Source organism: Streptomyces sp. JLSY215, assembly GCF_059682825.1.
Window position 1 is genome coordinate 2,678,800 of sequence record NZ_CM185022.1, and the last position, 23,554, is coordinate 2,702,353.

Genomic DNA, 23,554 nt, shown 5'->3' on the forward strand with positions numbered 1-23,554 from the left:
GTTCTTCCGGCCGTCAGCCCGTCCGTCCGGGCCTTCCGCCGCCTCAGCCGGCGATCGCCTCGTACAGGCTGAAGCCCGCCAGCAGCGCCATCACGCCCGCCGCGATCTTGGTGATCAGCTTGAGCGGTACGTACTTCATCAGCGTGCGGCCGCCCAGGATGCCCAGGCCCGCCACGGCCCACAGCCCCAGGACGGCGCCGACGCCGACCGAGAGGGGGTTGTCGTAACGGGCGGCGAGGTTGGCGGTCATGATCTGCGTCAGATCGCCGAACTCCGCCACCAGGATCATCATGAAGCCCGCCCCGGAGACCTTCCAGAAGCTCTGGTCGGCGGGCTTCGTCACCTCTTCCTCGTCGTCGTCCTTCTTGAACAGCAGGACGGCGGCGCCCGCCAGGAACAGCACACCCACCACCGCCTGGACGACGCGGTGCGGGAGCAGGGTGAGCACGCTGCCCGCGGCGATGGCGAGCGCGACATGCACCAGGAAGGCGGCGGCGACGCCGGCGAAGACGTAGGAGGCCCGGTAACGGGTGCCGAGCATCAGGCCCGCGAGAGCGGTCTTGTCGGGCAGCTCGGCAAGGAAGATGACGCCGAAAACGACGGCGGCGACGGTGAAGCTGAACACGGGGTGAATACCTCGATCGGTCGGGCCGTACCAAAAGGGCCCGGAAGAGGGGTCGCTTCGGCACGGCAGCGTCAAACACTGCGGCCGAAGGTCTCGCTGGCGCGGTACGGGTTACCTACCGCGCTCCGGGCGCCGGCGCGCCACGAGGGCGCGCAGTATGTCGACGGTCCGGCGGAGAGCTACTCCCCTTCTGCTGCCGCCAAGGGTACGCGGTGCATCCGTCCGCGCGCGACCAGCTCGAGCACCACCGCACAGGCCGCCGCCTGCACCACCAGCAGCGCCACGAGCACGAACAGCTGTACCGCACCGGCCTGTACGGGCGAGGCGCCGCCCAGCAGCATCCCGACGAAGGCCCCGGGAAGTGTGACCAACCCCACCGTCCGGGTCTGGTCCAGCCCCGGCAGCAGCGCGTCCGACGCGGCCGGGCGGGCCACCTCCATCCGCGCGTCCCGGTCCAGCAGCCCGAGCGCGAGGCCCGCCTCGAACTCCCCGCGCCGGCTCTCCAGCTCGTCCAGCGCCCGCCGCCCGCCCAGGACGGTGGCGGTCAGCGCCCCGCCGATGAGGATGCCGGTGACGGGGACGAGGGTGAGGCCGCGCGGCGGGAGGAGGCCGGTGAGCAGCAGCAGGCCGATGACCGGGGCCACGCCGGTGGCGATCGGCACGGCGGCCCACCACCAGGTGTGGTTCTGGGTGATCCGGCGGCCCGCGGTCCGTACCGCCACCGCGAACATCAGCAGGAGGAAGCAGACCAGCCAGGGGAGCGCCCGCACCACCCAGCCGATGAGGTAAGAGACGGCCGCCAGCTGGGCGGCGGCGCGCAGGCCCGCGGCGGCGATGGCCCTGGCATGGCCGAGGCGCGCCACGGCCGCGACGGCCACGGCGACGGCCAACAGGACGGCGAGGACGACCCCGAGAGTGACGTTCACCGGCAGCAGCACGCGCTCACTGTAGGGGGCGGATGCGCGGGCGCGGCCCAACCGGACTGCTCCGGCCCGCTCATGGCGCTCCATCAGCACGTTTCCCCGGACCACTTGAACTGACGTGAGCATGTCGCCACTCTGTTACCTGGTGCCCATCCGGTGGAAACCCCACGTCGCCACCATGGGCCCGCACCGCAGCTCAACTTCCCCCCACTTCAAGGGAGTTTCGATGCCCAAGTTCTACGCGCGTCGAGTGACCGTCGCCGCGGGCGCGGCCACGGCGCTGGTCTGCACGCTGATGCTGAGCGGCCAGACCGCCGTGGCGGCGCCGCCCAGCCCGCCGGACGCGGCCACCGCCCGGACGTACCTCGGTGAGATCAAGGAGCAGCCCGAGGGTCCGCAGGACGGATACAGCCGCGACAAGTTCCCGCACTGGATCGACCAGGGGAACAACTGCAACACCCGCGAGGTGGTGCTCAAGCGCGACGGTACGGACGTGCAGCAGGACGGCAGCTGTGCGGCGGTGAGCGGCAAGTGGGTCTCGCCGTACGACGGGGCGACCTGGACCCAGGCATCCGATCTGGACATCGACCATGTCGTCCCGCTGTCGGAGGCATGGAAGTCGGGCGCCGCGCAGTGGACCACGGCGCGCCGCCAGGAGCTCGCCAACGACCTGACGCACTCCCAGCTGATCGCCGTCACCGACAACGTCAACCAGGAGAAGGGCGACAAGGACCCGGCGAAGTGGCTGCCCTCGAAGGCCTCATACCACTGTGAGTACGCCCGGATGTGGGTGTGGGTGAAGCACGAGTACGGCATGACCGCGGACTCGGCGGAGAAGGCCGCGCTGAAGAAGATCCTGGACGGCTGCTGAACCGTCCGGACACCTCTCGCGCCCGCCGTCCGGGACCACCGGGCGGCGGGCGCCGCGGCGTGCGGGCGGCGTGGGAATCGGGGCGGTCCGGCCGGTTTTTGCCGCCGGTGCGCGGGTTGCCGGGGAAAGCGGTGATGCGGACGGATCGGCGCCCTCCGAACGGCAACCGCCCTGGTGAGCGGCGCGCGCATCCGGGGAATTTCTTTGCCGACCCGGGTGCCGTACGGCGGGGGCGGGCGGTGATGATAGGCCGCGTCTTCGCCTTCGCTCCAGGGAGTGCCTCTCTTGGCCGCCGACCACATCGCCGACCGCCACACCCGGCCCGCCATCGCCATCGTGGGCGCGGGGCCCCGCGGCACGAGTGTCCTGGAGCGGATCTGCGCCTCGGCCGCCGGACTGGCCGCGGACGCCCGCCCGACGGTGCATCTCATCGACCCCGCGCCGCCCGGCGCCGGCCAGGTATGGCGCACCGCCCAGTCGCCCGAGCTGCTGATGAACACCGTGGCCTCGCAGGTCACGCTGTTCACCGACGAGAGCGTGGCCTGCGCGGGGCCGATACGTACCGGGCCGAGCCTGTACGCCTGGGAGGGCTGCGACGTCGGCCCGGACGACTATCCGGGGCGGGCGCTGTACGGCCGCTATCTGGAGTGGTTCCACGGCGAGGTGGTGCGCACCGCCCCGGAGGGGGTGACGGTCGTGCCGCACGCCGCCCGCGCGGTACGTCTGACGGAGGCCGCCGACGGCTCCCAGACGCTGCGCCTGGACGACGGCCGGACGCTGCGCGGCCTGGGCGCGGTGGTGCTCGCCCAGGGCCATCTGCCGTCCGCGGCCGACCCGGAGCAGCGGCGGCTCGCCGACTACGCCGCCGTCCGCGGCCTGCACTACCTCCCGCCCGCCAACCCCGCCGACCTCGCCGCGGAGCTGGCGGCGCTGGCCCCGGGCCGCCCCGTACTGCTGCGCGGGCTCGGCCTGAACTTCTTCGATCACATGGCGCTGCTGACGACGGCCCGCGGCGGCCGGTTCGTACGGGGCGCGGACGGGACGCTGGTCTATCAGCCGTCCGGGCGCGAGCCCCGGCTGTACGCGGGTTCCCGGCGCGGCGTTCCGTACCACGCGCGCGGTGACAACGCCAAGGGTGCGCACGGCCGTCATCTGCCGCTGCTGCTCACGGAGGATGTGATCGCCGCCTTCCGCGAGCGCGCCGACTCCGGGGACCTGCCCGACTTCCTGACGGAGGTGTGGCCCCTGGTGGCCAAGGAGGTGGAGACGGTCTACTACGAGGCGCTGCTGGCCGGCCGCGCACCGGGCGGCGCCCCGGGCCGGGAGGGGTTCCGGGCGCGCTTCCTGGGCAGCGCGCACCGCAGTCCCGAAGAGGCCGCCGCCCTGGATGCGTTCGGCATCGCCCCGGCCGAGCGCTGGGACTGGGAGCGGGTCTCCCGCCCGCACGGGGACCGGCGTTTCGCCGGCCGCGCCGCCTTCCGGGGATGGCTGCTGGCGCGGCTGCGGCAGGACGTCGCGGACGCCCGGCGCGGCAATGTCGCGGGCCCCGTCAAGGCGGCGCTGGACGTGCTGCGCGATCTGCGCAACGAGCTGCGGCAGATCGTCGACCACGGCGGGCTGCGGGGCGTCTCCCGCCGCGACCACCTGGACCGCTGGTACACCCCGCTCAACGCGTTCCTGTCCATCGGGCCGCCGCGGCGCCGCATAGAGGAGATGGCGGCGCTGATGGCGGCGGGGGTGCTGGAGGTGATCGGGCCCCGGATGGAGGTACGGCTCGGCGCCGCGGACGGCCACGGGCCGGGTTTCACGGCGCATTCGCCGGATGTCCCGGGGTCGGAGGTGACGGCGGCGGCCCTGATAGAGGCGCGGCTGCCGGAACCCGATCTGCGGCGCACCGCCGATGAGCTGCTGGCCGGCCTGCTGGCCGACGGGGGGTGCCGGCCGCACACGGTGGACGGTTACGAGACCGGCGGCCTGGATGTGTCGCCGAGCCCGTACCGCCTCATCGAGGCCGACGGCAGGAGCCATCCGCGGCGGTTCGCGGTCGGCGTGCCGACGGAAGGCGTGCACTGGGTGACGGCGGCGGGCGCGCGCCCCGGGGTGGGGTCGGTGACACTGGCCGATACGGACGCGGTGGCGCGGGCGGCGCTCGCGGTGGCGACGCGGGAGCCAAGGGCGGCGCGGGAACCGGCGGTTCGGACAGAAGTTGAACTTGCAAGTACAGATTAGGCTCGCCTAACCTATGCCTCCAAACGGTTCCCTCGTCCCCAGAAACCGTAGGAGATCCCTATGTCCGCTCCCCTGAACGCCTTCACCCAGAGATCGGCCCCGCACATACTCGCGCTCTTCCGCATCGTCGTCGGGCTGCTCTTCGCCTGCCACGGCGCGTCTTCGCTGTTCGGCGTTCTCGGCGGCGCCATGGGCACCGGCGCCACCGTCCCGACGGGCGCCTGGCCCGGCTGGTACGCCGCGGTCATCCAGCTGGCCGGCGGCCTCCTCGTGATGGTCGGCCTCAGCACCCGCGCGGCGGCGTTCATCAGCTCCGGCTCGATGGCGTACGCGTACTTCTCCGCCCACCAGGGCTCGGCACTGTGGCCGATTCAGAACGGTGGCGAAGCGTCCGCGATGTTCTGCTGGGCCTTCCTGCTGATCGTCTTCATCGGCCCCGGTGCCTGGTCCCTCGACCGTCTCTTCTTCGGCGACCGCCAGGCCGAGCAGGCGCCGGCCGCGGAGCCCGAGCCCAGCACCGTCTGACGCTCCCGCCCCGGGACCTCCGCACCCCGGGCACCTTCACGGCCCGTACGGCACCGCTGCCGTACGGGCCGTACCGCGTCTCGACCGGGCCCCGCCACCCCACATACGTGACCCATACAACAATTTGCGCCCCAGGTCAGACGGCCGAGAAGGCCAGGCGTACGCTGTATGGCTGTAGAGCCGCCCCTGCCGCACCGAGCGACGTCGCGGCGGGGTCCGGACCGGGAGTGGCGCGTTGTTGGAAAGCCTGGGGTCCCTCAGAGATACCCCCTGGGTGTATGTGATCGTCAGCCTCTCCATCGTCCTCGATGTCTTTGTGCCGATCCTGCCCAGCGGGGTCCTGGTGATCGCCGCGGCCACCACGGCCGCCGGCACCGGCACCGCAGCCGACGCGGTCGACTCCGTGCGGGCCGGTGTCGCCGCCCACGGCGGGACGCCCCACCTGGCCGAAATGTTCTCCCTGGTGCTGTGTGCGGCCACCGCCTCCGTGCTCGGCGACATGGTCGCCTACCGCCTGGCCTGGCGCGGCGGCGATCGCTTCGACCGGGCCATCGGACGCTCCCGCCGGCTGTCCGCCGCGCAGGAACGTCTCGGCGCGGCACTCACCCGCGGGGGCGGCGGCATCGTCGTCCTGGCCCGCTTCGCGCCCGCCGGCCGCTCGGTGGTCAGCCTCGGCGCCGGTGTCGCACACCGCACGGTCCGCGAGTTCCTGCCCTGGTCCGCGCTGGCCGGCCTCGCCTGGGCCGCGTACAGCGTGAGCCTGGGCTACTTCGGCGGCCAGTGGCTCGGCACGTCCTGGGTGGGGCCCGCGCTGTCCGTGCTCGCCCTGTTCGCGGCGGGGTCGGCGGCCGTGTTCCTGATGCGGCGGCCGGAGCGCCGGGCGGCTCACTGAGGGCGGCGGGGCGCGGTCGGCGGGGTCGGCCGGTACTCGGCGGTCAGCGGTCAGCGGTCGGAAAACGCGTGGCCCATTGCCGGACCCTGATGCGACGCTTGTCCGCATGAGCAGTGCGAACGAAGCGAGCGATGTGAACGAGACGGACGGCACCGACACCGGACGTACCGGCCCCTGGCGGCCCCGCCCCGAGACCTCCGCCGACATACCGGCCGTCCGCCGCATCAACCTCGCCGCGTTCGAGACGGCCGCCGAGGCGGACCTCGTCGATGCGCTGCGCCGCGACGGTACGGCCTGGCTCCCGGGCCTGTCGTACGTCGCCGACGCCCCGGACGGCACGGTCGCCGCCCACGCCCTGCTGACGCGCTGCTACGTCGACGATGTCCCCGCGGTGGCGCTCGCCCCGTGCGCGGTGGCGCCCGAGCACCAGAAGCGGGGTGCGGGCGGTGCCGTCATCCAGGCACTGCTGGAGGCGGCGCGGGCCGCCGGGGAACGCACCGCGATCGTGCTCGGCCACCCGCCGTACTACCCGCGCTTCGGCTTCGTACCGGCCGTCAGCCGCTTCGGCGTCCTGCCCCCGCAGCCGTGGCCCGACGAAGCCTTCATGGCGCTTTCCCTGGACGGCAGCGCACCCCCGCGCGGCACGGTCCGCTATGCGGCGGCCTTCGGCATCGACTGACGGCGGCCGCCCGGCCCCCCACCGGCCGGATCCCCGGGCGCCCCTACGCCGCCGGGTCCTCCGGCACGACCGCGATCGGACAGACGGCGTGCAGCAGTACGGCATGCGCCACCGTCCCCAGCCGCCGGCCGATCGGCAGCCTGCGGCGGCGCCGCGCGACCACCACGAGATCGCTGTCCCGGGACGCCTCCACCAACTGTCCGGCGGCGTCCGCGTTCCGCAGCTCCACCTGGACGTCGACCTCCGGGTGGCGGGCGCGGTGCGGGGCGAGCGCGTCCGCCAGCTGCGTACCGAGCGCGTCCTCGTACTCCCGCTGCGTGGTCTCGTACGCCGTCACGTACTCGAACGCGGGCGGCATCAGCATCGGCCAGGAGTAGCCGGAGACGACCTTGAGCCGGGCGCCGCGGCGGCTCGCCTCGGCGAGCGCGAAGCCGATCGCGCCGGGCTCCTCGGAGGAGGCGTCCGCGCCGAGGGTCAGCTGCGGGGAGGGCGGCGGCACCGCCTCACCGTTCTCGTCGCGCCGCGCGCCGCCCCGGTCCGGGCGCGGCACCACCACGACCGGGCAGGCCGACTGGGCGGCGCAGGCCAGACCGTTGGAGCCGAGCAGCAGGCTGGCGAAGCCGCCCCGCCCGCGCGAGCCCAGGACGAGCAGCTGCGCCTCGGCACCGAGCGCGGGCAGCTGGGTGTCGGTCAGCCCGCTGAGGCTGCGGAACTCCACGTCCGGCAGGCCCCAGGCCAGCGGCTGCGCGCGCAGCTCGTCCAGCACCGGATCCCCGGTCCCGTCGTCGTCGGCGACCCGCTCGGCGGTGACATACGGCCAGACATGGACCACCTGCAGCGACGCGGACCGCAGCCGCGCCGCCTCCGCGGCCCAGCGCAACGCCCGCTCGCTGTCCACCGATCCGTCCACCGCGACAATGACCGGCAGGCTCCCGCTCTCCGGCATGGACACCCCCATCACGTTCGGCATCTCCGGCGACGGCGCCATGTCCTCTGCGCCCTGTTTGTCCGCCTCTCTCCATGCTGCGCCCGCGCGGGTGCCGACGACAGCGGACGGCGATGTGGGCCCGGCACGGAGTAAAGTCGACCATCCCCCCTGCGCAGCGCGGGGCCCGAACCACTCACGCAAGGCACATTTCGGTGAACTCTCCGCCGGTCGTCGAATGGACCGAGGCCGACGAGGCCCGCTCCGCCCGTTGGCGTTCCGAGAACGGCTCCCCGCCGCCCCGCCGGATCGTCATCGCCGACGACCGCACGAAGGCCGACGACGCCTACAAACTCGCCTGCGAAGGCACCGCGCTCCTGTGGCGCGGCGATTTCCACAACGCCCGCCAGCTGCTGACGGCGATGGCCCGGCGCATCGACCGCCGCCCGCGCAAGACGCCCCCCGCCGACGTCACGCAGGCCTTCCATCTGCACCGCGCCGCCCAGAACCAGCGCGCCCGCATCCTGGGCATGCTGCTGATCCCGCTCGATGCGTCCTACGCCGTCCCGCTGCACCGCGCGCCGGATGTCCGCGAGGCCTGCGCCGGGGCGTACGGCCCGCCGGCGGCCCCGGGCTCCGCGGCGCCCGACGCCCCGGGCACCGCCTCCGTCCTCTCCCTGCGCGAACTGCTCGCCCTCATCGGCGCCAACGAATGGCGCCGGAAGGGCGTCGAGATCCCGGCGCTCGGCGGCGACCGGATCCATCCGCACTACGGGGTCTTCTCACCGGCCCGCGGCGAGTACGTCGACCTGGTGGCCGAGGCGCCGCTGCCCGGCCGGGAGCTGGCGTTCGACATCGGCACCGGCACCGGCGTCCTGGCCGCGGTGCTGGCGCGGCGGGGCGTGCGGCGGGTGGTGGCCACCGACCAGGATCCGCGTGCGCTGGCGTGCGCCCGCGAGAACACCGAACGGCTGGGTGTCGCCGGGCAGGTGGAGGTGGTCGAGGCCGACCTCTTCCCGGCCGGGCGCGCCCCGCTGGTCGTCTGCAACCCCCCGTGGGTGCCCGCCAAACCGACGTCCCCGGTGGAGCGCGCGGTGTACGACCCGGGCAACCAGATGCTGCACGGCTTCCTGGGTGGCCTGGCGGAGCATCTGACACCGGGCGGCGAGGGCTGGCTGATCCTGTCCGACCTGGCCGAACACCTCGGCCTGCGGCCGCACGCCGAGCTCCTCGACGCCTTCGCCCGCGGCGGCCTCACGGTCCTGGACCGGCTCGACATCACGCCGCGCCATCCCCGCGCCCGCGATACCTCCGACCCGCTGTACGTCGCCCGCGCGGCCGAGGTCACGTCCCTGTGGCGGCTGGGCGCGGCGGGCTGACACCGTACGGGCCGGGGGCCGTCGGCCGCACGGGCCCGTCGGCCCCTCAGCCCGTCGGCTCGTCGGCCCCTCAGCCCGGATTCCGCAGCCCCGCACACGCGTTGTGCACATAGCGGCGCCAGTCCCCGGCGTCGTTGCGGATCACCGCGGCCAGCCCGCACACGATCATCACCACGTCCGCGACCTCGGCATCCGCCCGTACGGTGCCCTCCTCCTTGCCGCGGGCGAGGAGTTGGGCGGCGATCCCCTCGGCCCGCGCCCGCCCCTCCCCGGTCGGCTCGGTGGACCCGAAGGCCGCCTCGATGGACGCGGACAGCCCGCGTTCGGCGCTGAGCACCTCGCCGATGTGCCGGATGTAGGCGGCCAGCCCTTCCGCCGCCTCCGCACACGGCAGACAGGACGTACGCCCGAACTCCACGATCTCCGCCTGCCGTTGCTCCCCCACGGCGGCGATCAGCGCCGCCCGGCTGGGGAAGTGCCGGTAGACCGTCCCGACACCGACCCCGGCGGCACGCGCGACCTCGGGCATCTGCGCCTCGTCACCCCGTGCCCGGAACACCTCGCGCGCGGCGTCGAGCACACGGGTGCGGTTGCGCTCGGCGTCGGCACGCGGCCGGCGCTGCGGCGCGGAGGAGGGCGAGGAAGCTGTCACAGGGCCGATGCTACTGCTACGCTCCATAAATGGAATCGGATTCCGATTCCTCTTTCAGTCTCTGCCCCGCCCGTACCCGTACGCCCCTTCCGCCTCCGGAGAGGATCAGCGATCACCATGCGCAACGAGACAGACGAACCCAGGCGGCCCGCCGAGCGCTTTTTCGTGCTGCCGGCCGGGGAACGGCGACCGGGGCGCGTGCCCCTCCCGCCGGGCTTCGCCGTCAAGGCCCGCGCGGACGAGACCGAGGGCCGGCTCTCCGTCCTGGAGACCCAGCTCGACATCGACATCCCGCCGCACGTCCATCACCACGCGGACGAGTTCCTCTACATCCTCGAGGGCGAGATGGAGGTCGACATCGAGGGCGCGACCCACCGGCTGACTCCCGGCATGTGCACCCTGCTGCCGCACGGCGTGCCGCACGCCCTGCGCAACGCCTCCCAGCCGCCCGCCCGTTGCCTGCAGATCTCCTCACCCGGCGGCTGGGAGGCGTTCGTGGAGGACATGTTCGAGGCGGGCCCGGTGGTCATGAAGGACGGGCACCCCGACCTCGGCCGCCTCAATGAGATCGGCGCCAAGTACGGGATGGAGTACCAGGACTGACGCGCGGCCCTGCGACGAGCCGCCCATCGGGCACGATGGACCCATCATGGATCCCCAGCACCTCCTGCCCCGCGCCCGCCGGCTCGCCGCGGGCGCCCGTCCCGGCCGGCGCAGCCTGCTCGGCATCACGGGGCCGCCGGGCGCCGGCAAGTCCACCCTCGCCGCCCACGTGGTGGCGGAGCTGGCGGGGCAGGCGGTACTCGTCCCGATGGACGGCTTCCATCTCGCCGAGGCGGAGCTGCACCGCCTGGGCCGCACCGACCGCAAGGGCGCACCCGACACCTTCGATCCCGCCGGGTACGCGGCGCTGCTGACCCGGCTGCGCTCCCCGGAACCCGACACCGCCGTCTACGCCCCGGCCTTCGACCGCCGCATCGAGGAGCCGGTCGCCGGGAGCATCCCCGTGGCGCCCCATATCCCCCTTGTCGTCACCGAGGGCAATTACCTCCTTCTCGACTCCGCACCCTGGTCCCGTATCCGCGCCCTCCTCGACGAGGTCTGGTACGTCGACCTGGACACGCCGGAACGCATCCGCCGCCTGGTCGACCGCCATGAACGCTTCGGCCGCCCGCGCGCCGACGCCGAACGCTTCGTCCGCACCTCGGACGAAGCCAATGCCCGCACCGTGGCGGCGACCCGGGACCGCGCCGACCTCATCGTCACCTTCACCCCCGAAGAAGCCCCCCTCCCCGACGCCGACTAGGCATCGCCCCCAGCAAACCCACGACGGACAGCGCACCCCACCCCACCGACACGGCCACCGCTTTCGCCTTCCGCTCGCGCCCCGGCAGGGTCGCGGCGAGCAGCGCGGCGTCCCCGAAATCCGCCGCGATGCGCAGATACGCCGCCGTGCGCAGCGCCGGCCCCTCGGGAGCCAGCGCCATCGCGAGCCCGCTCGCCGCATCACGCCAGCCGAGCGGCCGCAGCGAGGTCCGGGTGGCCCGCTCGCTCCGTCCGTCGTCGTTGACCAGCCCCGAGGGACGGGCCAGCAGATCGGGCAGCGCCGCCACCGCGACCCCGTACACCGCGGTCGCCGCCCCCACCGCGCGCAGCAGACGCACCGTCATCTTCCGTCCCTCCCAGGCTGAATCCACCGGACACCTCGCCTGGATCCTTCCGCGCCAAGCCCCTTCCCAAACGACATCTTCGATGTCATCATGACATCATGAGTGTCGTTGAGAGGGATGTTCAGCGGGATGGTGGCGGCGACCGGCCGGCCACCGCCGAAGAGCTGCTGTACGACGTCATACGACGCCTGTGGCCCCTGCACCGCACGATCGTGCGCGCGGTGGAGCGGGAGCTGGAAGGCACGGGCATGACCGCCGGTGAGCACGCTCTCCTCGACGCGCTGCGCAGCGAAGGCCCCCGGACCGTGCCGCAGTTGGCCCGCACGATGGGGCTCGACCGGCAGCCGGTGCAGCGCTGGGTGAACCACGCGGCGGAGCTGGGCCTGGTGGTGACGGCCCCCAACCCCGCGCACCGCCGTTCGTCGCTGATCGAGCTCACCCCCGAGGGCGGCGAGGTGATGCGCGGAATCCAGGAGTTCGAGGCCGCCGAGCTGCGCCGCGGACTGGCCGACCTCTCGGCCGGCGACGTCAGCACGACGCTTCATGTGCTCGACCGCCTCGGCGAGGAGTTCCGGCGCCTCGCGAACGGCCCACGCAGTACCCCGGAGAGTGCGGACACCCAGGACAACCGGCCCGAAGACCACCCCTAGCCGCCGAGCCCCAGGGCCCAAAGGCTCAACGGCCCGAGGACTCCACGCCACCACACCACCGCGCCACCACATGCTCACCCAAGGGAGTGCAGAGAGAATGACCCACCCGTTCGCCGCATGGTCCGAGCTCGACAACGGCACCGTGCCGATCAAGGGCGGCGAGCTGTTCTACGAAACGGCAGGCGAGGGCCCGGCACTGGTACTGCTGCACGGCGGCATGCTCGACCAGCGCATGTGGGACGAGCAGTTCTCCTGGCTGGTGGGCTCCGGCCACCGCGTCATCCGTTATGACTCCCGCGGCCACGGCCTGTCCTCCACCGTGACCGGGGACTGGGCCAACCACGACGATCTGTGCGCCCTGCTCGACGCCCTCGACGTCCCCCGTGCCATCCTCGTCGGTCTCTCGCACGGCTCCCGGGTCGCCCTCGACACCGCCATCGCCCATCCGGAGCGGGTCGCCGCCCTGGCGCTCGCCGCCCCCGGCGTCAGCGGTCGGCCCTTCACCGACCCGTTCGTCCTGGCGCACATCAAGGAGCAGGTGGCGGCGATCGGCGCACCGGACGGCCAGGAGCGCTATGTCGAGCACTTCCTGCGGATGTGGGTGGACGGCCCGTACCGCCAACCGTCCCAGGTGCATCCCGGGTTGCGCGAGCGGATGCGCGCCTCGGCGGTGGCCACGGTCGAGGCGCACGCCGACGGTGTGGGCGCCGGCATGCCGATCGAGGTGGGCGCCGCCGACCGGCTCTCGGAGATACGGGTGCCGACGGTCGTGTTCGACGGAGATCTCGACAGCTCGGACATCGCCGCCAACGCCGATGCGATCACCCGCGCCGTCCCGGGCGCCCGCAGGGTCCGGATACCGGGCGCGGGCCATATGGTCAACCTGGAGAACGTCACGCTCTTCGACCACGAGCTGCGCGTCTTCCTCTCCTCCCTGCCGCGCTGACGCCGCCGGCCCCGAGGGCCGTCGTCCGCGCCGAGTGGAGGCGGCGGTTAGAGTGGCGGTGCCGTGGTGTTCGGGAAGACCGGTGACGGACCTTGTGGTCCCAGTCCGGAGCGGCCCTCGCCACTGTGATCGGGGAGTTTTCGGCCCATCCGTATGCGCAGCCGCGCCTACGGCGCCACTGACCGCAGCCCGCGGCCGGGAAGGCGGGACCGGAAGCGTTCACCCTCCCCCAAGCTCTCATGGAGCAGGGTGGTACCCCCAAGCCAGGAGACCGGCCACGGCATCTCACGAACTGATCCACGAGGTGCTGGAGCGTGACCGCCGGATGGCCCTGTCCACCGATACCCCGACCACCCCTGCTACCGCCGCGTTCCGCTGGCGCCGGCAGGACACCGTCCGCACCGCGGGCCTGATGGCCGTCATAGCCGGCCTGCACGTCGTCGCGTTCGGCGTGCTGTTCCTGCTCGTCGTCCCGTACCACTACTCCGTCGGCAGCCAGGTCTTCGGCGTCGGGCTCGGCGTCACGGCGTACACGCTCGGCATGCGGCACGCCTTCGACGCCGACCACATCGCCGCGATCGACAACACCACCCGCAAGCTGATGGCCGACGGCAAGCGCCCGGTCTCGGTGGGCTTCTGGTTCGCCCTGGGCCACTCCAGCGTGGTCGTCGCGATGGCCGCGCTGGTCGCGGGCGGCGCCCAGCTGGCCGGCACGCTGCTCAACGACGAGTCCCGCACCCACCAGGTCCTGGGCACCATCGGCACCACCGTCTCGGGGACGTTCCTCTACATCATCGCCGCCCTCAACCTCATCGCGCTGGCCGGGATCTGGCGGGTCTTCCGCGGGATGCGCGACGGCCAGTACGACGAGGCCGAGCTGGAGCAGCGCCTCGACTCGCGCGGCTTCATGAACCGCATCCTGGGACGCTTCACCCGCGCGGTATCCCGCCCCGGCCAGATGTTCCCGCTCGGCTTCCTCTTCGGGCTCGGCTTCGACACCGCAACCGAGGTGACGCTGATGGTGATGGCGGGCAGCGGCGCCGCGGCCGGCCTGCCCTGGTACGCCGTCCTGTGCCTGCCGCTGCTGTTCGCCGCCGGAATGAGCCTGTTCGACACCCTCGACGGCACGTTCATGAACTTCGCCTACCAGTGGGCGTTCTCCAACCCGGTGCGCAAGGTCTACTACAACCTCACCATCACGGGCCTGTCGATCGCCGTCGCCTTCTTCATCGGCACCATCGAGCTGGTGACCGTGCTGCACGACAAGCTGGCCCTCAACGACCCGGTGACCGGCTGGATTTCGGGCCTGGACCTCGACAACGTCGGCTTCGTCATCGTCGGCCTGTTCGTGGTGGTGTGGGCGGCGGCGCTGGCGTACTGGCGCCTGTCCGGCGTCGAAAAGCGCTGGGCGGCGCGGGCGGCGTCGGACGCCTAGGGCGTGCCCGACCGGTCATGGCCGGGCACCGGCGGCCGTACGCCCCCCGCTTGCGTGCGGCCGTCAGGTGGCCGAGCCGGCCGCCGCGCCGGTCATCAGGTCGGGCCCCCAGCGCTTGAGCTCCGCCGCAAGATCGAGCGGGCGCAGCCGGTTCGTCTCGTCGGGGCCGGGCCACTCCTCCCGCGGGACCCGCCACATCACCTCGAACTCGTTGCCGTCCGGGTCCTTGGCGTACAGGGACTTGGAGACGAGGTGGTCGGTGGCGCCGACCAGCGCACCGCGGGCCGCGAGCCGCTCCTCGGTCGCGGCGAGTTCGCCGAGCGTGCCGACCTCCCAGGCCAGGTGGTAGAGCCCGGCCCGGCCGGCCTCGGGGCCCGGTGCGTCCGCTCCCACCGCGAACAGCCCCAGGTCGTGGTCGTTGAGCGAGCCGGCCGCGCTGAGGAAGGCGGCACGCCCGGGTATCTCGACGTCCAGCGTCAGCCCCAGGGCTTCGGTATAGAAGGCGACGGACCGCGCTACATCGCGGATGTAGAGCACCGCGTGATTGAGACGGCGTACGGACAAGACTCTCTCCCAACTCCCGCCGCGGCGCCCTCAGGACGCCACGGCCCGACTACTTCTGCTACTTCTGCGCATCACTGCCACCGCGGATCGTGGCTTCCGCGCATCGCTACTTCTGTGGACCGCCGCTTTCGCGCATCCCTGCCGCGGCGCATCCCGGCTTCGGCGGACAGGCCCGCCCCTCTGCAGGCCGGTCTGGGCTACTTCCGGACCAGCAGCACGCCCCCGGCGACCACCACGGCGAGCACCAGCGCGACCACCCCATGGGCGAGCCGGTGCGCGCGCAGCACGGGCAGAAGACGGTCGGCGGCATAGCGGCCCGGGCCGGTCAGCGCCAGCGCGGCCGCGCCCGCGGTCAACAGCAGCTCGTACTCCACGCCCTTGGGCGCGAAGAAGCCGCCGCCCCACTTCACGGCGAGCGCGTTGATCATCGTGCCGACGACCGCCGCGCCCGCGAGCGGCGTGAGCAGCCCGAGCCCCAGCCCGAGCCCGCCGAGCGTCTCGCTCAGCCCCGCGACCAGGGCCATCGTCGTCCCCGACGGATAGCCGCTCATCGCGAAGAACTGCCCGGTCCCCGTCAGCCCGCCGCCCCCGAACCAGCCGAACAGCTTCTGGGCCCCATGAGCGGCCATGGTCAGCCCGAGCGCGAGGCGCAGCAGGAGAAGCCCGGTGTCGTAGCCGTGCGGGGACGGGGCCGGGCGCGTCTCGGCGCCGAGCAAGGGGGTCTGGAGAGTACTGAGGGGGGACGTCATAGCGAGCGCTCTTCCCGTGTCGAGGTCGGGCGGGCCGAACAGCATCAAGATTTACTTGAAAGTTCAAATCATTGCCCGACCATACACACCGACCCCGAGAGGGACAACCACGAACAACCACGAACAAGCCACACCACCCCGCGGAGGAAGACCGCCCAAGGACCGTCCGTCGAACGCCGCGCCGCGGGTGTGCCATGGTGCTCGCCATGAAGCCTGAGCCGAGCGGTCCGGCGCGCCACATCGACATGGGACGGTGGCTGGTGCAGTTCGCGGACCGCATGCTGGTGGTCTGCCCGCGCTGCGGGGGCCGCGCCCTCGTCGTACCCAGGCTCGACCTCGATGCGCCACGGTTCTTCAGTGAGCTGATGTTCATGCCGCGCCGTCTCGTGTGCGCGGCGTGCGGGGCCACCGACGCATGGGAGGCCGAGGTGCAGGGCGCCGCACTTGCGGGCGCGGCGATGGGCGGCACCGAGGATCCGTTCTTCCGCCGGCCCCTGTGGCTGCAGACGCGCTGCTCCGGGCGGATTCTGTGGGCGTACAACGAGAAGCACATCGACGAGCTGACCGCTTACGTCAGCGCCACACTGCGGCAGCACACCGCTTCGCCGACGCATGCGATGTTCCCTCGGCTTCCGGTCTGGATGAAGCGGGCCGGCAATCGCCCCCAAGTCCTGCAAGGCCTGGAGAGGTTGCGGGCTCTCGCCGAACGCTCGGCACCGAGCGACCGCTCCGATGCCGCGCATCCGCGGGGCGACCGGCCACGCATGCGCGGGAGTGCGTTCTTCCGGGGCGGTCCCTACTAGGAACGGGGCGGCCCCTGCCGGGCACGGGGTGGTCCCTACTGGGAACGGGGCGATCCCCGCCGGGCAGCGGCCGACGGGCCGTGCGATCGAGCCGCGGCCATGCCGCTCCTAGGGAAGCGCGGGTCACCCGACGGGCACCGCCACCACCTGCGCCTGCGCCTCCCCGCGCCCGCCCCCGTACCACCGGACGCGCACCTCGCCCGGAAGCCGGCGCCCGAAGCCCGCCGCCAGCACGAACTGCACGGACTCCGCGGGCCGGACCGTGGCGTCCTGCGGGAGGTTGCGCGCACCCGCCCCCAGCCCATCGGGATCGATACGGACCGCGAATGCGGTGTCCGAGCCCACATTCCGGAGTACGAACCGGTGCCTGCCGTGGCGCCGCACCTCCCACCGCACCTCACCACGCCCCCCGCCACAGGATTCGGGCAACTCCGGCGAGGGCCCCGGCGCCCGCTCCCCCAGAATGCGCAGCGCCGCGGAAAGGGCGTCCTCCACCGCACTCGCCCGCCGCTCGGCCGCCTCCGCCTGCAGATGGCTGATCTCGTTGGCCTCCTGACCGATGCGGGCCTGCCGCCGCGAGTCGGTCCAGGCGCAGAGCGAAATGAGCAGTGTGACCGCTACGCCCGCCCATGTGGCGATATCTCCTGCTTGCATGCACGGACCATAGCGAGCACCGGCACCACGAACGGCGAGCACGCGCGACGCGGCAGGGACATGGAGGCGGCGTCGCGGATGCGGGTGCGGATGCGGGTGGGCGGAAGGGCTACCGGTGTGCGGGCGGGTCCCGACGGCGACCTCGGACGGATCGCGCGAGAGCTGCCTCCCCCCTTTCATCCGATGACGGAAAGACGCCCCCAAAGCGCCAACATCCGCCCGTTACCCGGGATGACAACCTTTGATGTGATCCAGATCATCTCTCCATGACCGGCACATTGGCTCAGCGGACACATGCCCCGTGGCACGATCTTGGCGATCGTTACTAGCGAGTAACGCATCGGCCCGAGTGTCGACTCCCTCCGGCCGCCCCCACATCACGCCCCCGAGGAACCAACTGTGCGCAAAACCACCAGGTATGCCGCTTTACCGGCACTGACCGCCGCGTCCCTGCTCGTCGCCGGGTGTGGGGCGGGTTCCTCCGGGCCCTCCGCCGCGGGGCCGGCCGACGACAGGGAGCCGGTGGCCGCCGCCACCCGGAACGCTGACCCGCAGCCGCCGCTCGCCGTGGCCGCGGCACCCGCCGGCACCGCCGCGCCCAGCGCGGTGGCGACACCCGCGGCGAGCGGCCGGCCCGCGGCCAAGTCGTCGCTGAAGGTCACCGAGTTCGACAAGCGCAGCGGACGGGCCGTCCTCTCCGGTCCGAACGACGCCACTCCCCCGCAGCGCAAGGAAGCGACGCCGAGGCCGACGACGCCAAAGCCGGTGGCGCCCATCGCCGTTGGGGACGTCATCGCCAGCGCCCCCGCTCCCGGTGCGCCCCAGGGCGTCCTGGCCAAGGTCACCGAGGTGGTGGGCAGGACCGGGAAGGGCACCGAGGTCAAGACCGCCCCCGCCACCCTGGGCGCCCTGCTGGGCGGTTCCACGGCGAAGGGACAGGTGCCCGTGGACCCGTCCGCGGTGAAGGTCGAGCCGCTCGCCCCGAAGGTGAAGGTCTCCTGGGCGAAGACCGGCGGGGTGCACTTCGGGCCCGAGGGCGCGCGGCTGCCGCTGGGCAGTCTGCGGGTCGACGTCAGCGCCGCGCTCCCCACGGTGAAGGGCTCCGCCGGCTCCATCGACGCCTCCGCCTCGGGCTTCGTCCAACTCGCCCCCGAGGTCGACTTCTCCTACGACGGCAGGGCCCTCACCTCCGGCACGCCGGGAACGGCGTCCCTGAGCCTGGCCGGCGACTGGTCCTCGCAGTGGGAGTTCAAGGGGCAGGCGGCGGCGTCCACTCCGGACGGCAAACCGCTGCGGATACCGTTCGCCAAGCTGCATGCCGACCCCGTCATCCAGGTCGGTGCGGTGCCGGTCGTGGTCAACCTCGACCTCACCTGCTATCTCCAGATCGACGCGGACGGAAAGGTCAGCGTCGACGTCAAGCAGGCGGTCAAGGGCGGCTTCCGGGTCGGCGGTTCGTACAACCGGGCCAAGGGCTGGACGCCGATCGCCAAGGCCCGCATGAACGGAACGCCGGTGACGGCGACCGCGACCGCCGCCGGCACGGTGAAGGCCGCCCTCGGCGCCGAAGCCAGTGTCGGCCTCTACGGCACCGTGGGCGTCACCGGCACGGTGGCCCCGTACCTGCGTGCCGAGGTGGCGGGCACGGCCACGGGCTCCTCGGACGGTACGGCTTCGGCGGCCGGCAAGTGGGCGGCGTTCGGCGGGATCGATCTGTCCGGCGCGCTCCGGGCGCATCTGGACATCTTCGGCACGCCGATCTTCGAGCGCAGCATTCCGCTCGGCCCGTTGAACCGCGAGTGGAAGCTCGCGAGCGGCAAGGGCGCGGTGCGCACCGGCACGAAACGCCCCTGAGACGGACGAGACTTCCGACCGCCACCCGGCTTCGGCTCAGCCGAGGCCGGGTGGCGGTGGCGGTGACGCTGGCGGGTTCCGCCGCAGGTGGAGTGCGTGGAGTACGCCGGTACATGCACCCGTGGCGTCCGCCCCGGCCGGCTCGATGACATCGGCCCAGACCCGAGTTGACCAGGGGTTGCCGTGCACCCCGAGCCGCGCGGCCACCACGTCATCGAGGAAGCGTGCGGTGGAGATCTCCAGGTCCTCATGCGGCCACCAGAAGGAGTCGCATTCCGTGCACAGCGAGAAGGCCGCCCCGTCGTCCTTGAACCGGTAGGGATGAACCCAGTCCTGAGCGCAGCGCGGACACTGCGGAAGCCTTACGGACACACTCGCCGCCGTTCAGATCGAGCGGAAGGCGCTCGGGTCGGTGCCCGGCGGAAGGCTTCTGGACATGGTGACGTAGACCGGACCGGAAGGAGTGGCGGTCTGCAATGCCTCCCACTGATCCAGATCGTGGGAGCAGAACCTCTTCAAGAAGCTGCGGAACTCCTTGAACTCCTCGTCCGACAGCCGACCGTCCTCCACCTGATCCATGGCCACAGGCTAGGCGACCGCCCACATCAAAGGGCACTGGGCGCAGGCCCGGTCTCGTCAACTACTGCCGTCAGCGGAGTGGATGGAGTCGGCGAGAGCCTCTCTCCCGGAGCCGCGAGTTCCCGAGAGCCGCGAGTTCCCGGCTCGTGCGAGACCCGCTGGGCGCCGACAGTAAAGCCTTGGCCATTGACTCATGTCATGATCCCGAAAAGCCAATCCCCCTGTCAGGATCCATTCGATGCGGACCATCAGCGTCATCACCGCTGTGCACAACGGCGGCCACCACTTCATAGGTGACACCTATGAATCCCTGCGTGACCAAAAGCTCCCGGACGACTGGCAGTGGGAATGGTGCATACAGGAGGACGGCACCTCCGGCATCCCTGCGAACAGCCTGCCCACCGACCCCAGGGTCACCTACGGGACAGGGCTGCAAGCGCGTATAGCGGTGACACGTACACACGCCCTCGCGCGCGCGACAGGAGACCTGATTCGGACCCTGGACGCGGATGATGTGCTGCTGCCGGGCGCGCTGGAGCGGGACATCGAGGCCCTGGAACGCGTTCCGTGGTGTGTATCCGCCTGCGTCGACCTCCACGAGGACGGGAGCACTGCGCCGGGTCCCTACGACCCTCCGGGTGGCCCCTTGGAGCCCGCCCGCTTCTACCGCGAGGTGCTGGAGGACCGTCTGTCCGTCCAGGCGACCACATTCGCCGCTCACCGCCGCCTGGTGGTCACGCTGGGCGGCTGGCAGGCGCTGACCGGAGCCGAGACGGTTGCTCTGCTCCTCGCCGCGGAAGCCGTGGCCCCCGGTGAGTTCATAGCGGAGCCGAGCGTCTTGTACCGCAAGCATCCCAGCCAGACGACGGCGTCGCATCACTACTGGGATCCGGCCGACGCGGCCACCCGGACCGACGCACTCATTCAACGCGCCAGTGCCCTGCGCGAGTCGGGGTGGAAGTGGCAATAGACCGCAGTGACCATGAACGTCCACCCCCACGCGTCGGAGTGCGCGCGGCGAGAGGCGATGGGACACATGGATCGGCTCTGCGGCGACGGCGGGGGCGTCCGGAGCAGGGACCGCCGTCACGATCTACCGTCGACGCCCCCGTGGAGCGATCTCCACGGGGGCGTATTGGCAGAGGGCAGAGGTGACGACAGCCACTTGAAGCCGCCGCGCCCGCTGTACTTCGCTGCTGTACAGCGCAGCAGGCTCCCCCGGGCATTACGAGGCGGGCCCCGTTACCTCCTCGGGCAGGAAGGTCTCGTCTTCCCCGAAGTCCGGGGCCTGGAAGGGATTTGTCGTCGGAGGCGGCGATGCTGCGGTGGAGCAGCGGGGTTGCCCTTCCACGGCGGAGAACAGCGACGTCAGATCGATGAGAGACCTTCCTTTCGTTACAGGTCCCCGAAGGGGCCTGGCATGCCGTGACCGGGCACGACGGTCCTACAGCTTGGTCATCTTGGCGTACGGGCTCAAGATCCGCATTTGCGCCGAGCCGAAATCCACGAGCGCCGCGATTCCGTCCTCGATGCCGATCACCCGGCCGAGGCCGTACATGTCGTGTGTGACCTGGTCACCCATGGCGAAGTGCTTGGGAGCCGCCGTGACCGGGGCCTTGAAGGGGCTGGTAGGCAAATGACGCTTCGATGCAGCGGGCTTTGTCATTGCCCCCAGTATGCGCCTACATGCATCCCGTTGGCTGTGGCCGTCCACCTCCGAAGCTCGGCACCGCCCCGGACGGCAGCAACCGCTCTGCGAGCGAGGTAGCTGGACTGGTCGCCTGAGCTGGGTTTTCTTACCTTCGGCTCCGATCTGCCCGCCTCACTGCCGGTGGCCGCAATTCCCGCCGTTCCCCTGCATCTGACACACGGATGCACGCCGGGTTCGCCACGACGGCGGCGCGCCGAACGGAGCGCCCATGACGGGCCGAGCCACATCGAACGGCAGCAGATAGCTCCCCCTCAGCCATGCTGCCTCGCACCGCTCCGGTGGCAGCGGATGCGCGACGCCGCCGACCGCCGCCGGCGTCGCTCCGCGCGGAGTGATGGAGATCCCCGGGCACAGCCGGATCGCGATCACGATGAAGATGAAGATGAAACATGAACGCGTACCTGCACGTCGTCGTGCAGGACACGCAGCCTGAGGCCGTGAGCCACCTGGACCGGCCCGCTCAAGAGACGGCCCGCGGCCGGCTGACCGGGTGACCGGCTGGCCGACGCCCCTGATGTCAGACCTGGATGCCGAAGACCCCCCGTCATGATCAACGGGGGGTCTTCGCACTGGTGGGCACAACAGGATTTGAACCTGTGACATCTGCTTTGTAAGAGCAGCGCTCTACCGCTGAGCTATGCGCCCTTGCCGAGCCGACAGACTACCTTGCCGACGGGGCTGCACTGCAAACCCATGCTCGAACTGCGAACTTACCGGCCGGTGTGTTCGTTTCCGTGGAGTGGGAGAATGACAGTCGGTTCTGGGGCGAATCCGATCGGGAGAGGGATGTGACGGCGACACACACGCAGCCGCACGAGCAGCGAGCACGCCGTCGTCCGCGTGGGGGTCCCGTCAGGGACATGGTGGCGCTCGTCCTCCTGCCGTTGCCGTTGCTGGTGGCGATGGCGCCGCAGTCGTTCGCGGGCGGGGGCACCCGCCGCTGGTTCGGGCGCGGGGAGGGGCAGCGGGCCGATGCGCAGGCCGCGAAGGATGCCGCGGCGGCGGCGTTCTACGAGCTGGACACCGCGCAGCGGGATCTGCGGATCTCCATAGAGACCATCACCGCGGTCGACAGTTCGCCGTCGGCCCGGAGGGCCGCGGAGGAGTACGAGGGCATCGGCCGGCGGATCGATGAGGTGAGCCAGGGCTATATCACCGCCGTCGATTCCCATGATCTTGATCGTGACGACCTGGACGGCGCGGCGGCGGCGCGGGCGCGGGCGGATCTGACCCGCGCCAAGGACGACCTCGACCGTGTCAAGGGCGAGCTCGACCGGTTCGCGCAGGGGCTGGGGCCGCTGCTGCAGAGCGCCGAGACGCAGCTGGCCCGGCTGGCCCCGGCGGTGGAGCGGGCGCGGCAGGCGCTGCTGGCGGCGAGCGAGGCCCTGGACGCGGTCCGCGGGCGGGGCCTGAAGGCCGACGACCTGGCGGCCCGGCTGGCGGCGCTCGCCCCGGAGCTGACCAAGCTCAATCAGGGCGCCGGGCAGCACGGCGTACAGGAAACGATCCGGCGCGCCGACGACGTACTGCGCCGGGCCGAGGACGTACGGGCCGAGGCCGCCCGGCTGCCGGAGAAGGCGGCGGAGATCGACAAGCGGCTGGTGTCGCTGCGGACGCGTGCGCAGGCCATCACGACGCGCGCCGCAAAGGTCGATCCGGTCCTCAGTGAGCTGCGGCGGCGGTACAGCGCGGCGTGCTGGCAGGACCTGCAGCACGTGCCGGAGCAGGCCGTGCGGTCCGTCGAACAGGCCGAGGTCAAGCTGCGGGAGGCGCAGCAGGCCCGCGACGAGCAGCGCTGGGCGGATGCCACGAGCAGGCTGGGGACCGTACGGGCGCTGCTGGACGGCACCGACGAAGCGGTGTCCGCGGCCGGTGACCGGCTGCAGCGGCTGGATGCGGTGTCGTTCGACCGGCAGAAGGAGGTCGAACGGACCCGCTTCGCGGTCCGGGACGCGCAGCGGCTGGCGATGTCCGGGCGCAGCACCCCCGATCCCCGGCATGCGGGGCCCCTGGACGAGGCGGTGGCGCGGCTGGACCGGGCGGTGGCGGGCCTGGAGGGGCGGCATCCGGACTGGTGGCACTTCCTGACCGAGACCGAGGCCGTACGGCAGACGGCGGCCCGGGTGGTGCAGGAGATCCGGGACGCGCGGGGCGCGGCCGGCGGCTGAGGGGCGGGCTCCGGCGGGCCGGAGCCGGGCGCGATGGCGTGACGGCGCGCCTTGGCGGATGCTGGAGGGGA

Annotated in this window: 26 protein-coding genes, 1 tRNA gene, 1 pseudogene and 1 riboswitch; of the genes and pseudogenes, 16 read left to right on the forward strand and 12 right to left on the reverse strand. The window is 72.1% G+C overall.

Going from position 1 to position 23,554, the window contains the following annotated elements; all coding sequences use genetic code 11:
• Positions 1–43: 43 nt before the first annotated feature.
• Both AC5677_RS11970 and AC5677_RS11975 read right to left on the reverse strand, forming a co-directional pair.
• Positions 44–625 carry a TMEM165/GDT1 family protein gene (locus tag AC5677_RS11970; RefSeq protein ID WP_497195016.1) on the reverse strand — a complete coding sequence of 194 codons (582 nt, stop codon included), beginning with the start codon at positions 623–625 and terminating at the stop codon, positions 44–46.
• 179 nt (positions 626–804) lie between these two features.
• On the reverse strand, positions 805–1,563 hold the full coding sequence (locus AC5677_RS11975; RefSeq protein WP_497195017.1) for an ABC transporter permease: 759 nt from the start codon (positions 1,561–1,563) through the stop codon (positions 805–807).
• A gap of 211 nt (positions 1,564–1,774) precedes the next feature.
• Between AC5677_RS11975 and AC5677_RS11980 the strand changes: the two genes are divergently transcribed.
• The 5 genes from AC5677_RS11980 to AC5677_RS12000 all read left to right on the forward strand — a co-directional run bounded on the left by AC5677_RS11980 (position 1,775) and on the right by AC5677_RS12000 (position 6,744).
• Positions 1,775–2,419 carry an HNH endonuclease family protein gene (locus tag AC5677_RS11980; RefSeq protein ID WP_497195018.1) on the forward strand — a complete coding sequence of 215 codons (645 nt, stop codon included), beginning with the start codon at positions 1,775–1,777 and terminating at the stop codon, positions 2,417–2,419.
• A 276-nt stretch (positions 2,420–2,695) separates the two neighbouring features.
• Complete coding sequence (locus AC5677_RS11985; RefSeq protein WP_497195019.1) at positions 2,696–4,648, forward strand: FAD/NAD(P)-binding protein; 1,953 nt, start codon at positions 2,696–2,698, stop codon at positions 4,646–4,648.
• A gap of 60 nt (positions 4,649–4,708) precedes the next feature.
• The gene (locus AC5677_RS11990; protein ID WP_497195020.1) at positions 4,709–5,173 is read left to right on the forward strand and encodes a DoxX family protein; all 465 of its coding nucleotides are present in this window, start codon (positions 4,709–4,711) and stop codon (positions 5,171–5,173) included.
• 235 nt (positions 5,174–5,408) lie between these two features.
• Positions 5,409–6,065 (forward strand): DedA family protein, encoded by a 657-nt coding sequence (locus tag AC5677_RS11995; RefSeq protein WP_497195021.1) that lies wholly within the window; start codon positions 5,409–5,411, stop codon positions 6,063–6,065.
• Between the two features lie 106 nt (positions 6,066–6,171).
• Positions 6,172–6,744: a GNAT family N-acetyltransferase gene (locus tag AC5677_RS12000; RefSeq protein WP_497195022.1), complete on the forward strand. Its 573-nt coding sequence runs from the start codon at positions 6,172–6,174 to the stop codon at positions 6,742–6,744.
• A 43-nt stretch (positions 6,745–6,787) separates the two neighbouring features.
• Here the strand turns inward: AC5677_RS12000 and AC5677_RS12005 are convergent, their stop codons facing one another.
• Positions 6,788–7,690 carry a universal stress protein gene (locus AC5677_RS12005; RefSeq protein WP_497195023.1) on the reverse strand — a complete coding sequence of 301 codons (903 nt, stop codon included), beginning with the start codon at positions 7,688–7,690 and terminating at the stop codon, positions 6,788–6,790.
• Between the two features lie 194 nt (positions 7,691–7,884).
• Between AC5677_RS12005 and AC5677_RS12010 the strand changes: the two genes are divergently transcribed.
• Complete coding sequence (locus tag AC5677_RS12010; RefSeq protein WP_497195024.1) at positions 7,885–9,048, forward strand: methyltransferase; 1,164 nt, start codon at positions 7,885–7,887, stop codon at positions 9,046–9,048.
• A gap of 70 nt (positions 9,049–9,118) precedes the next feature.
• Here AC5677_RS12010 and AC5677_RS12015 read toward each other — a convergent pair whose 3' ends face one another.
• On the reverse strand, positions 9,119–9,700 hold the full coding sequence (locus tag AC5677_RS12015; RefSeq protein WP_497195025.1) for a TetR/AcrR family transcriptional regulator: 582 nt from the start codon (positions 9,698–9,700) through the stop codon (positions 9,119–9,121).
• Positions 9,701–9,817: 117 nt separating this feature from the next.
• Here AC5677_RS12015 and AC5677_RS12020 point away from each other — a divergent pair, with 117 nt between their 5' ends.
• Together AC5677_RS12020 and AC5677_RS12025 are read left to right on the forward strand one after the other, a co-directional pair.
• The gene (locus AC5677_RS12020) at positions 9,818–10,303 is read left to right on the forward strand and encodes a cupin domain-containing protein (protein WP_497195026.1); all 486 of its coding nucleotides are present in this window, start codon (positions 9,818–9,820) and stop codon (positions 10,301–10,303) included.
• 46 nt (positions 10,304–10,349) lie between these two features.
• Positions 10,350–11,006: a nucleoside/nucleotide kinase family protein gene (locus AC5677_RS12025; RefSeq protein ID WP_497195027.1), complete on the forward strand. Its 657-nt coding sequence runs from the start codon at positions 10,350–10,352 to the stop codon at positions 11,004–11,006.
• On the opposite strand, the gene AC5677_RS12030 is transcribed toward AC5677_RS12025, so the two are convergent.
• On the reverse strand, positions 10,969–11,370 hold the full coding sequence (locus tag AC5677_RS12030) for a hypothetical protein (RefSeq protein WP_497195028.1): 402 nt from the start codon (positions 11,368–11,370) through the stop codon (positions 10,969–10,971). The two genes, AC5677_RS12025 and AC5677_RS12030, sit on opposite strands and share 38 nt — an antisense overlap.
• Before the next feature lie 98 nt (positions 11,371–11,468).
• Between AC5677_RS12030 and AC5677_RS12035 the strand changes: the two genes are divergently transcribed.
• The 3 genes from AC5677_RS12035 (at position 11,469) to nicT (ending at position 14,401) form a co-directional block, all read left to right on the forward strand.
• Complete coding sequence (locus tag AC5677_RS12035) at positions 11,469–12,020, forward strand: MarR family winged helix-turn-helix transcriptional regulator (protein ID WP_497195029.1); 552 nt, start codon at positions 11,469–11,471, stop codon at positions 12,018–12,020.
• 97 nt (positions 12,021–12,117) lie between these two features.
• Complete coding sequence (locus AC5677_RS12040) at positions 12,118–12,966, forward strand: alpha/beta fold hydrolase (protein WP_497195030.1); 849 nt, start codon at positions 12,118–12,120, stop codon at positions 12,964–12,966.
• A gap of 47 nt (positions 12,967–13,013) precedes the next feature.
• Positions 13,014–13,260: riboswitch (cobalamin riboswitch) on the forward strand.
• Between the two features lie 31 nt (positions 13,261–13,291).
• Positions 13,292–14,401 (forward strand): Nickel transporter NicT, encoded by a 1,110-nt coding sequence (nicT, locus tag AC5677_RS12045; RefSeq protein WP_497196592.1) that lies wholly within the window; start codon positions 13,292–13,294, stop codon positions 14,399–14,401.
• A 63-nt stretch (positions 14,402–14,464) separates the two neighbouring features.
• On the opposite strand, the gene AC5677_RS12050 is transcribed toward nicT, so the two are convergent.
• Together AC5677_RS12050 and AC5677_RS12055 are read right to left on the reverse strand one after the other, a co-directional pair.
• Complete coding sequence (locus AC5677_RS12050) at positions 14,465–14,965, reverse strand: VOC family protein (RefSeq protein ID WP_497195031.1); 501 nt, start codon at positions 14,963–14,965, stop codon at positions 14,465–14,467.
• A 197-nt stretch (positions 14,966–15,162) separates the two neighbouring features.
• On the reverse strand, positions 15,163–15,714 hold the full coding sequence (locus AC5677_RS12055) for a DoxX family membrane protein (RefSeq protein WP_497195032.1): 552 nt from the start codon (positions 15,712–15,714) through the stop codon (positions 15,163–15,165).
• A 206-nt stretch (positions 15,715–15,920) separates the two neighbouring features.
• Here AC5677_RS12055 and AC5677_RS12060 point away from each other — a divergent pair, with 206 nt between their 5' ends.
• Complete coding sequence (locus tag AC5677_RS12060) at positions 15,921–16,517, forward strand: hypothetical protein (RefSeq protein ID WP_497195033.1); 597 nt, start codon at positions 15,921–15,923, stop codon at positions 16,515–16,517.
• 123 nt (positions 16,518–16,640) lie between these two features.
• On the opposite strand, the gene AC5677_RS12065 is transcribed toward AC5677_RS12060, so the two are convergent.
• The gene (locus tag AC5677_RS12065) at positions 16,641–17,171 is read right to left on the reverse strand and encodes a hypothetical protein (protein WP_497195034.1); all 531 of its coding nucleotides are present in this window, start codon (positions 17,169–17,171) and stop codon (positions 16,641–16,643) included.
• Between the two features lie 399 nt (positions 17,172–17,570).
• Between AC5677_RS12065 and AC5677_RS12070 the strand changes: the two genes are divergently transcribed.
• Entirely contained in the window at positions 17,571–19,025 is a 1,455-nt protein-coding gene (locus AC5677_RS12070; RefSeq protein WP_497195035.1) for a hypothetical protein, read from the forward strand.
• 36 nt (positions 19,026–19,061) lie between these two features.
• On the opposite strand, the gene AC5677_RS12075 is transcribed toward AC5677_RS12070, so the two are convergent.
• Positions 19,062–19,397: a hypothetical protein gene (locus tag AC5677_RS12075; RefSeq protein WP_497195036.1), complete on the reverse strand. Its 336-nt coding sequence runs from the start codon at positions 19,395–19,397 to the stop codon at positions 19,062–19,064.
• A gap of 12 nt (positions 19,398–19,409) precedes the next feature.
• Positions 19,410–19,604, reverse strand: a complete 195-nt coding sequence (locus AC5677_RS12080) for a hypothetical protein (protein ID WP_497195037.1) — start codon at positions 19,602–19,604, stop codon at positions 19,410–19,412.
• Between the two features lie 238 nt (positions 19,605–19,842).
• On the opposite strand from AC5677_RS12080, the gene AC5677_RS12085 reads away from it, so the two are divergent.
• A complete protein-coding gene (locus tag AC5677_RS12085) occupies positions 19,843–20,574 on the forward strand; it encodes a glycosyltransferase family 2 protein (protein WP_497195038.1) in 732 nt (243 codons plus the stop codon).
• A gap of 474 nt (positions 20,575–21,048) precedes the next feature.
• On the opposite strand, the gene AC5677_RS12090 is transcribed toward AC5677_RS12085, so the two are convergent.
• Positions 21,049–21,270, reverse strand: a complete 222-nt coding sequence (locus tag AC5677_RS12090; RefSeq protein ID WP_497195039.1) for a hypothetical protein — start codon at positions 21,268–21,270, stop codon at positions 21,049–21,051.
• A gap of 301 nt (positions 21,271–21,571) precedes the next feature.
• Between AC5677_RS12090 and AC5677_RS12095 the strand changes: the two are divergent.
• Positions 21,572–21,801, forward strand: a pseudogene (locus tag AC5677_RS12095) (hypothetical protein); the annotation flags it as partial.
• Positions 21,802–21,885: 84 nt separating this feature from the next.
• On the opposite strand, the gene AC5677_RS12100 reads toward AC5677_RS12095, so the two are convergent.
• A tRNA-Val gene (locus AC5677_RS12100) sits at positions 21,886–21,960 on the reverse strand.
• Between the two features lie 143 nt (positions 21,961–22,103).
• Here AC5677_RS12100 and AC5677_RS12105 point away from each other — a divergent pair.
• Positions 22,104–23,483: a hypothetical protein gene (locus AC5677_RS12105; RefSeq protein ID WP_497195040.1), complete on the forward strand. Its 1,380-nt coding sequence runs from the start codon at positions 22,104–22,106 to the stop codon at positions 23,481–23,483.
• Positions 23,484–23,554 lie beyond the last annotated feature (71 nt).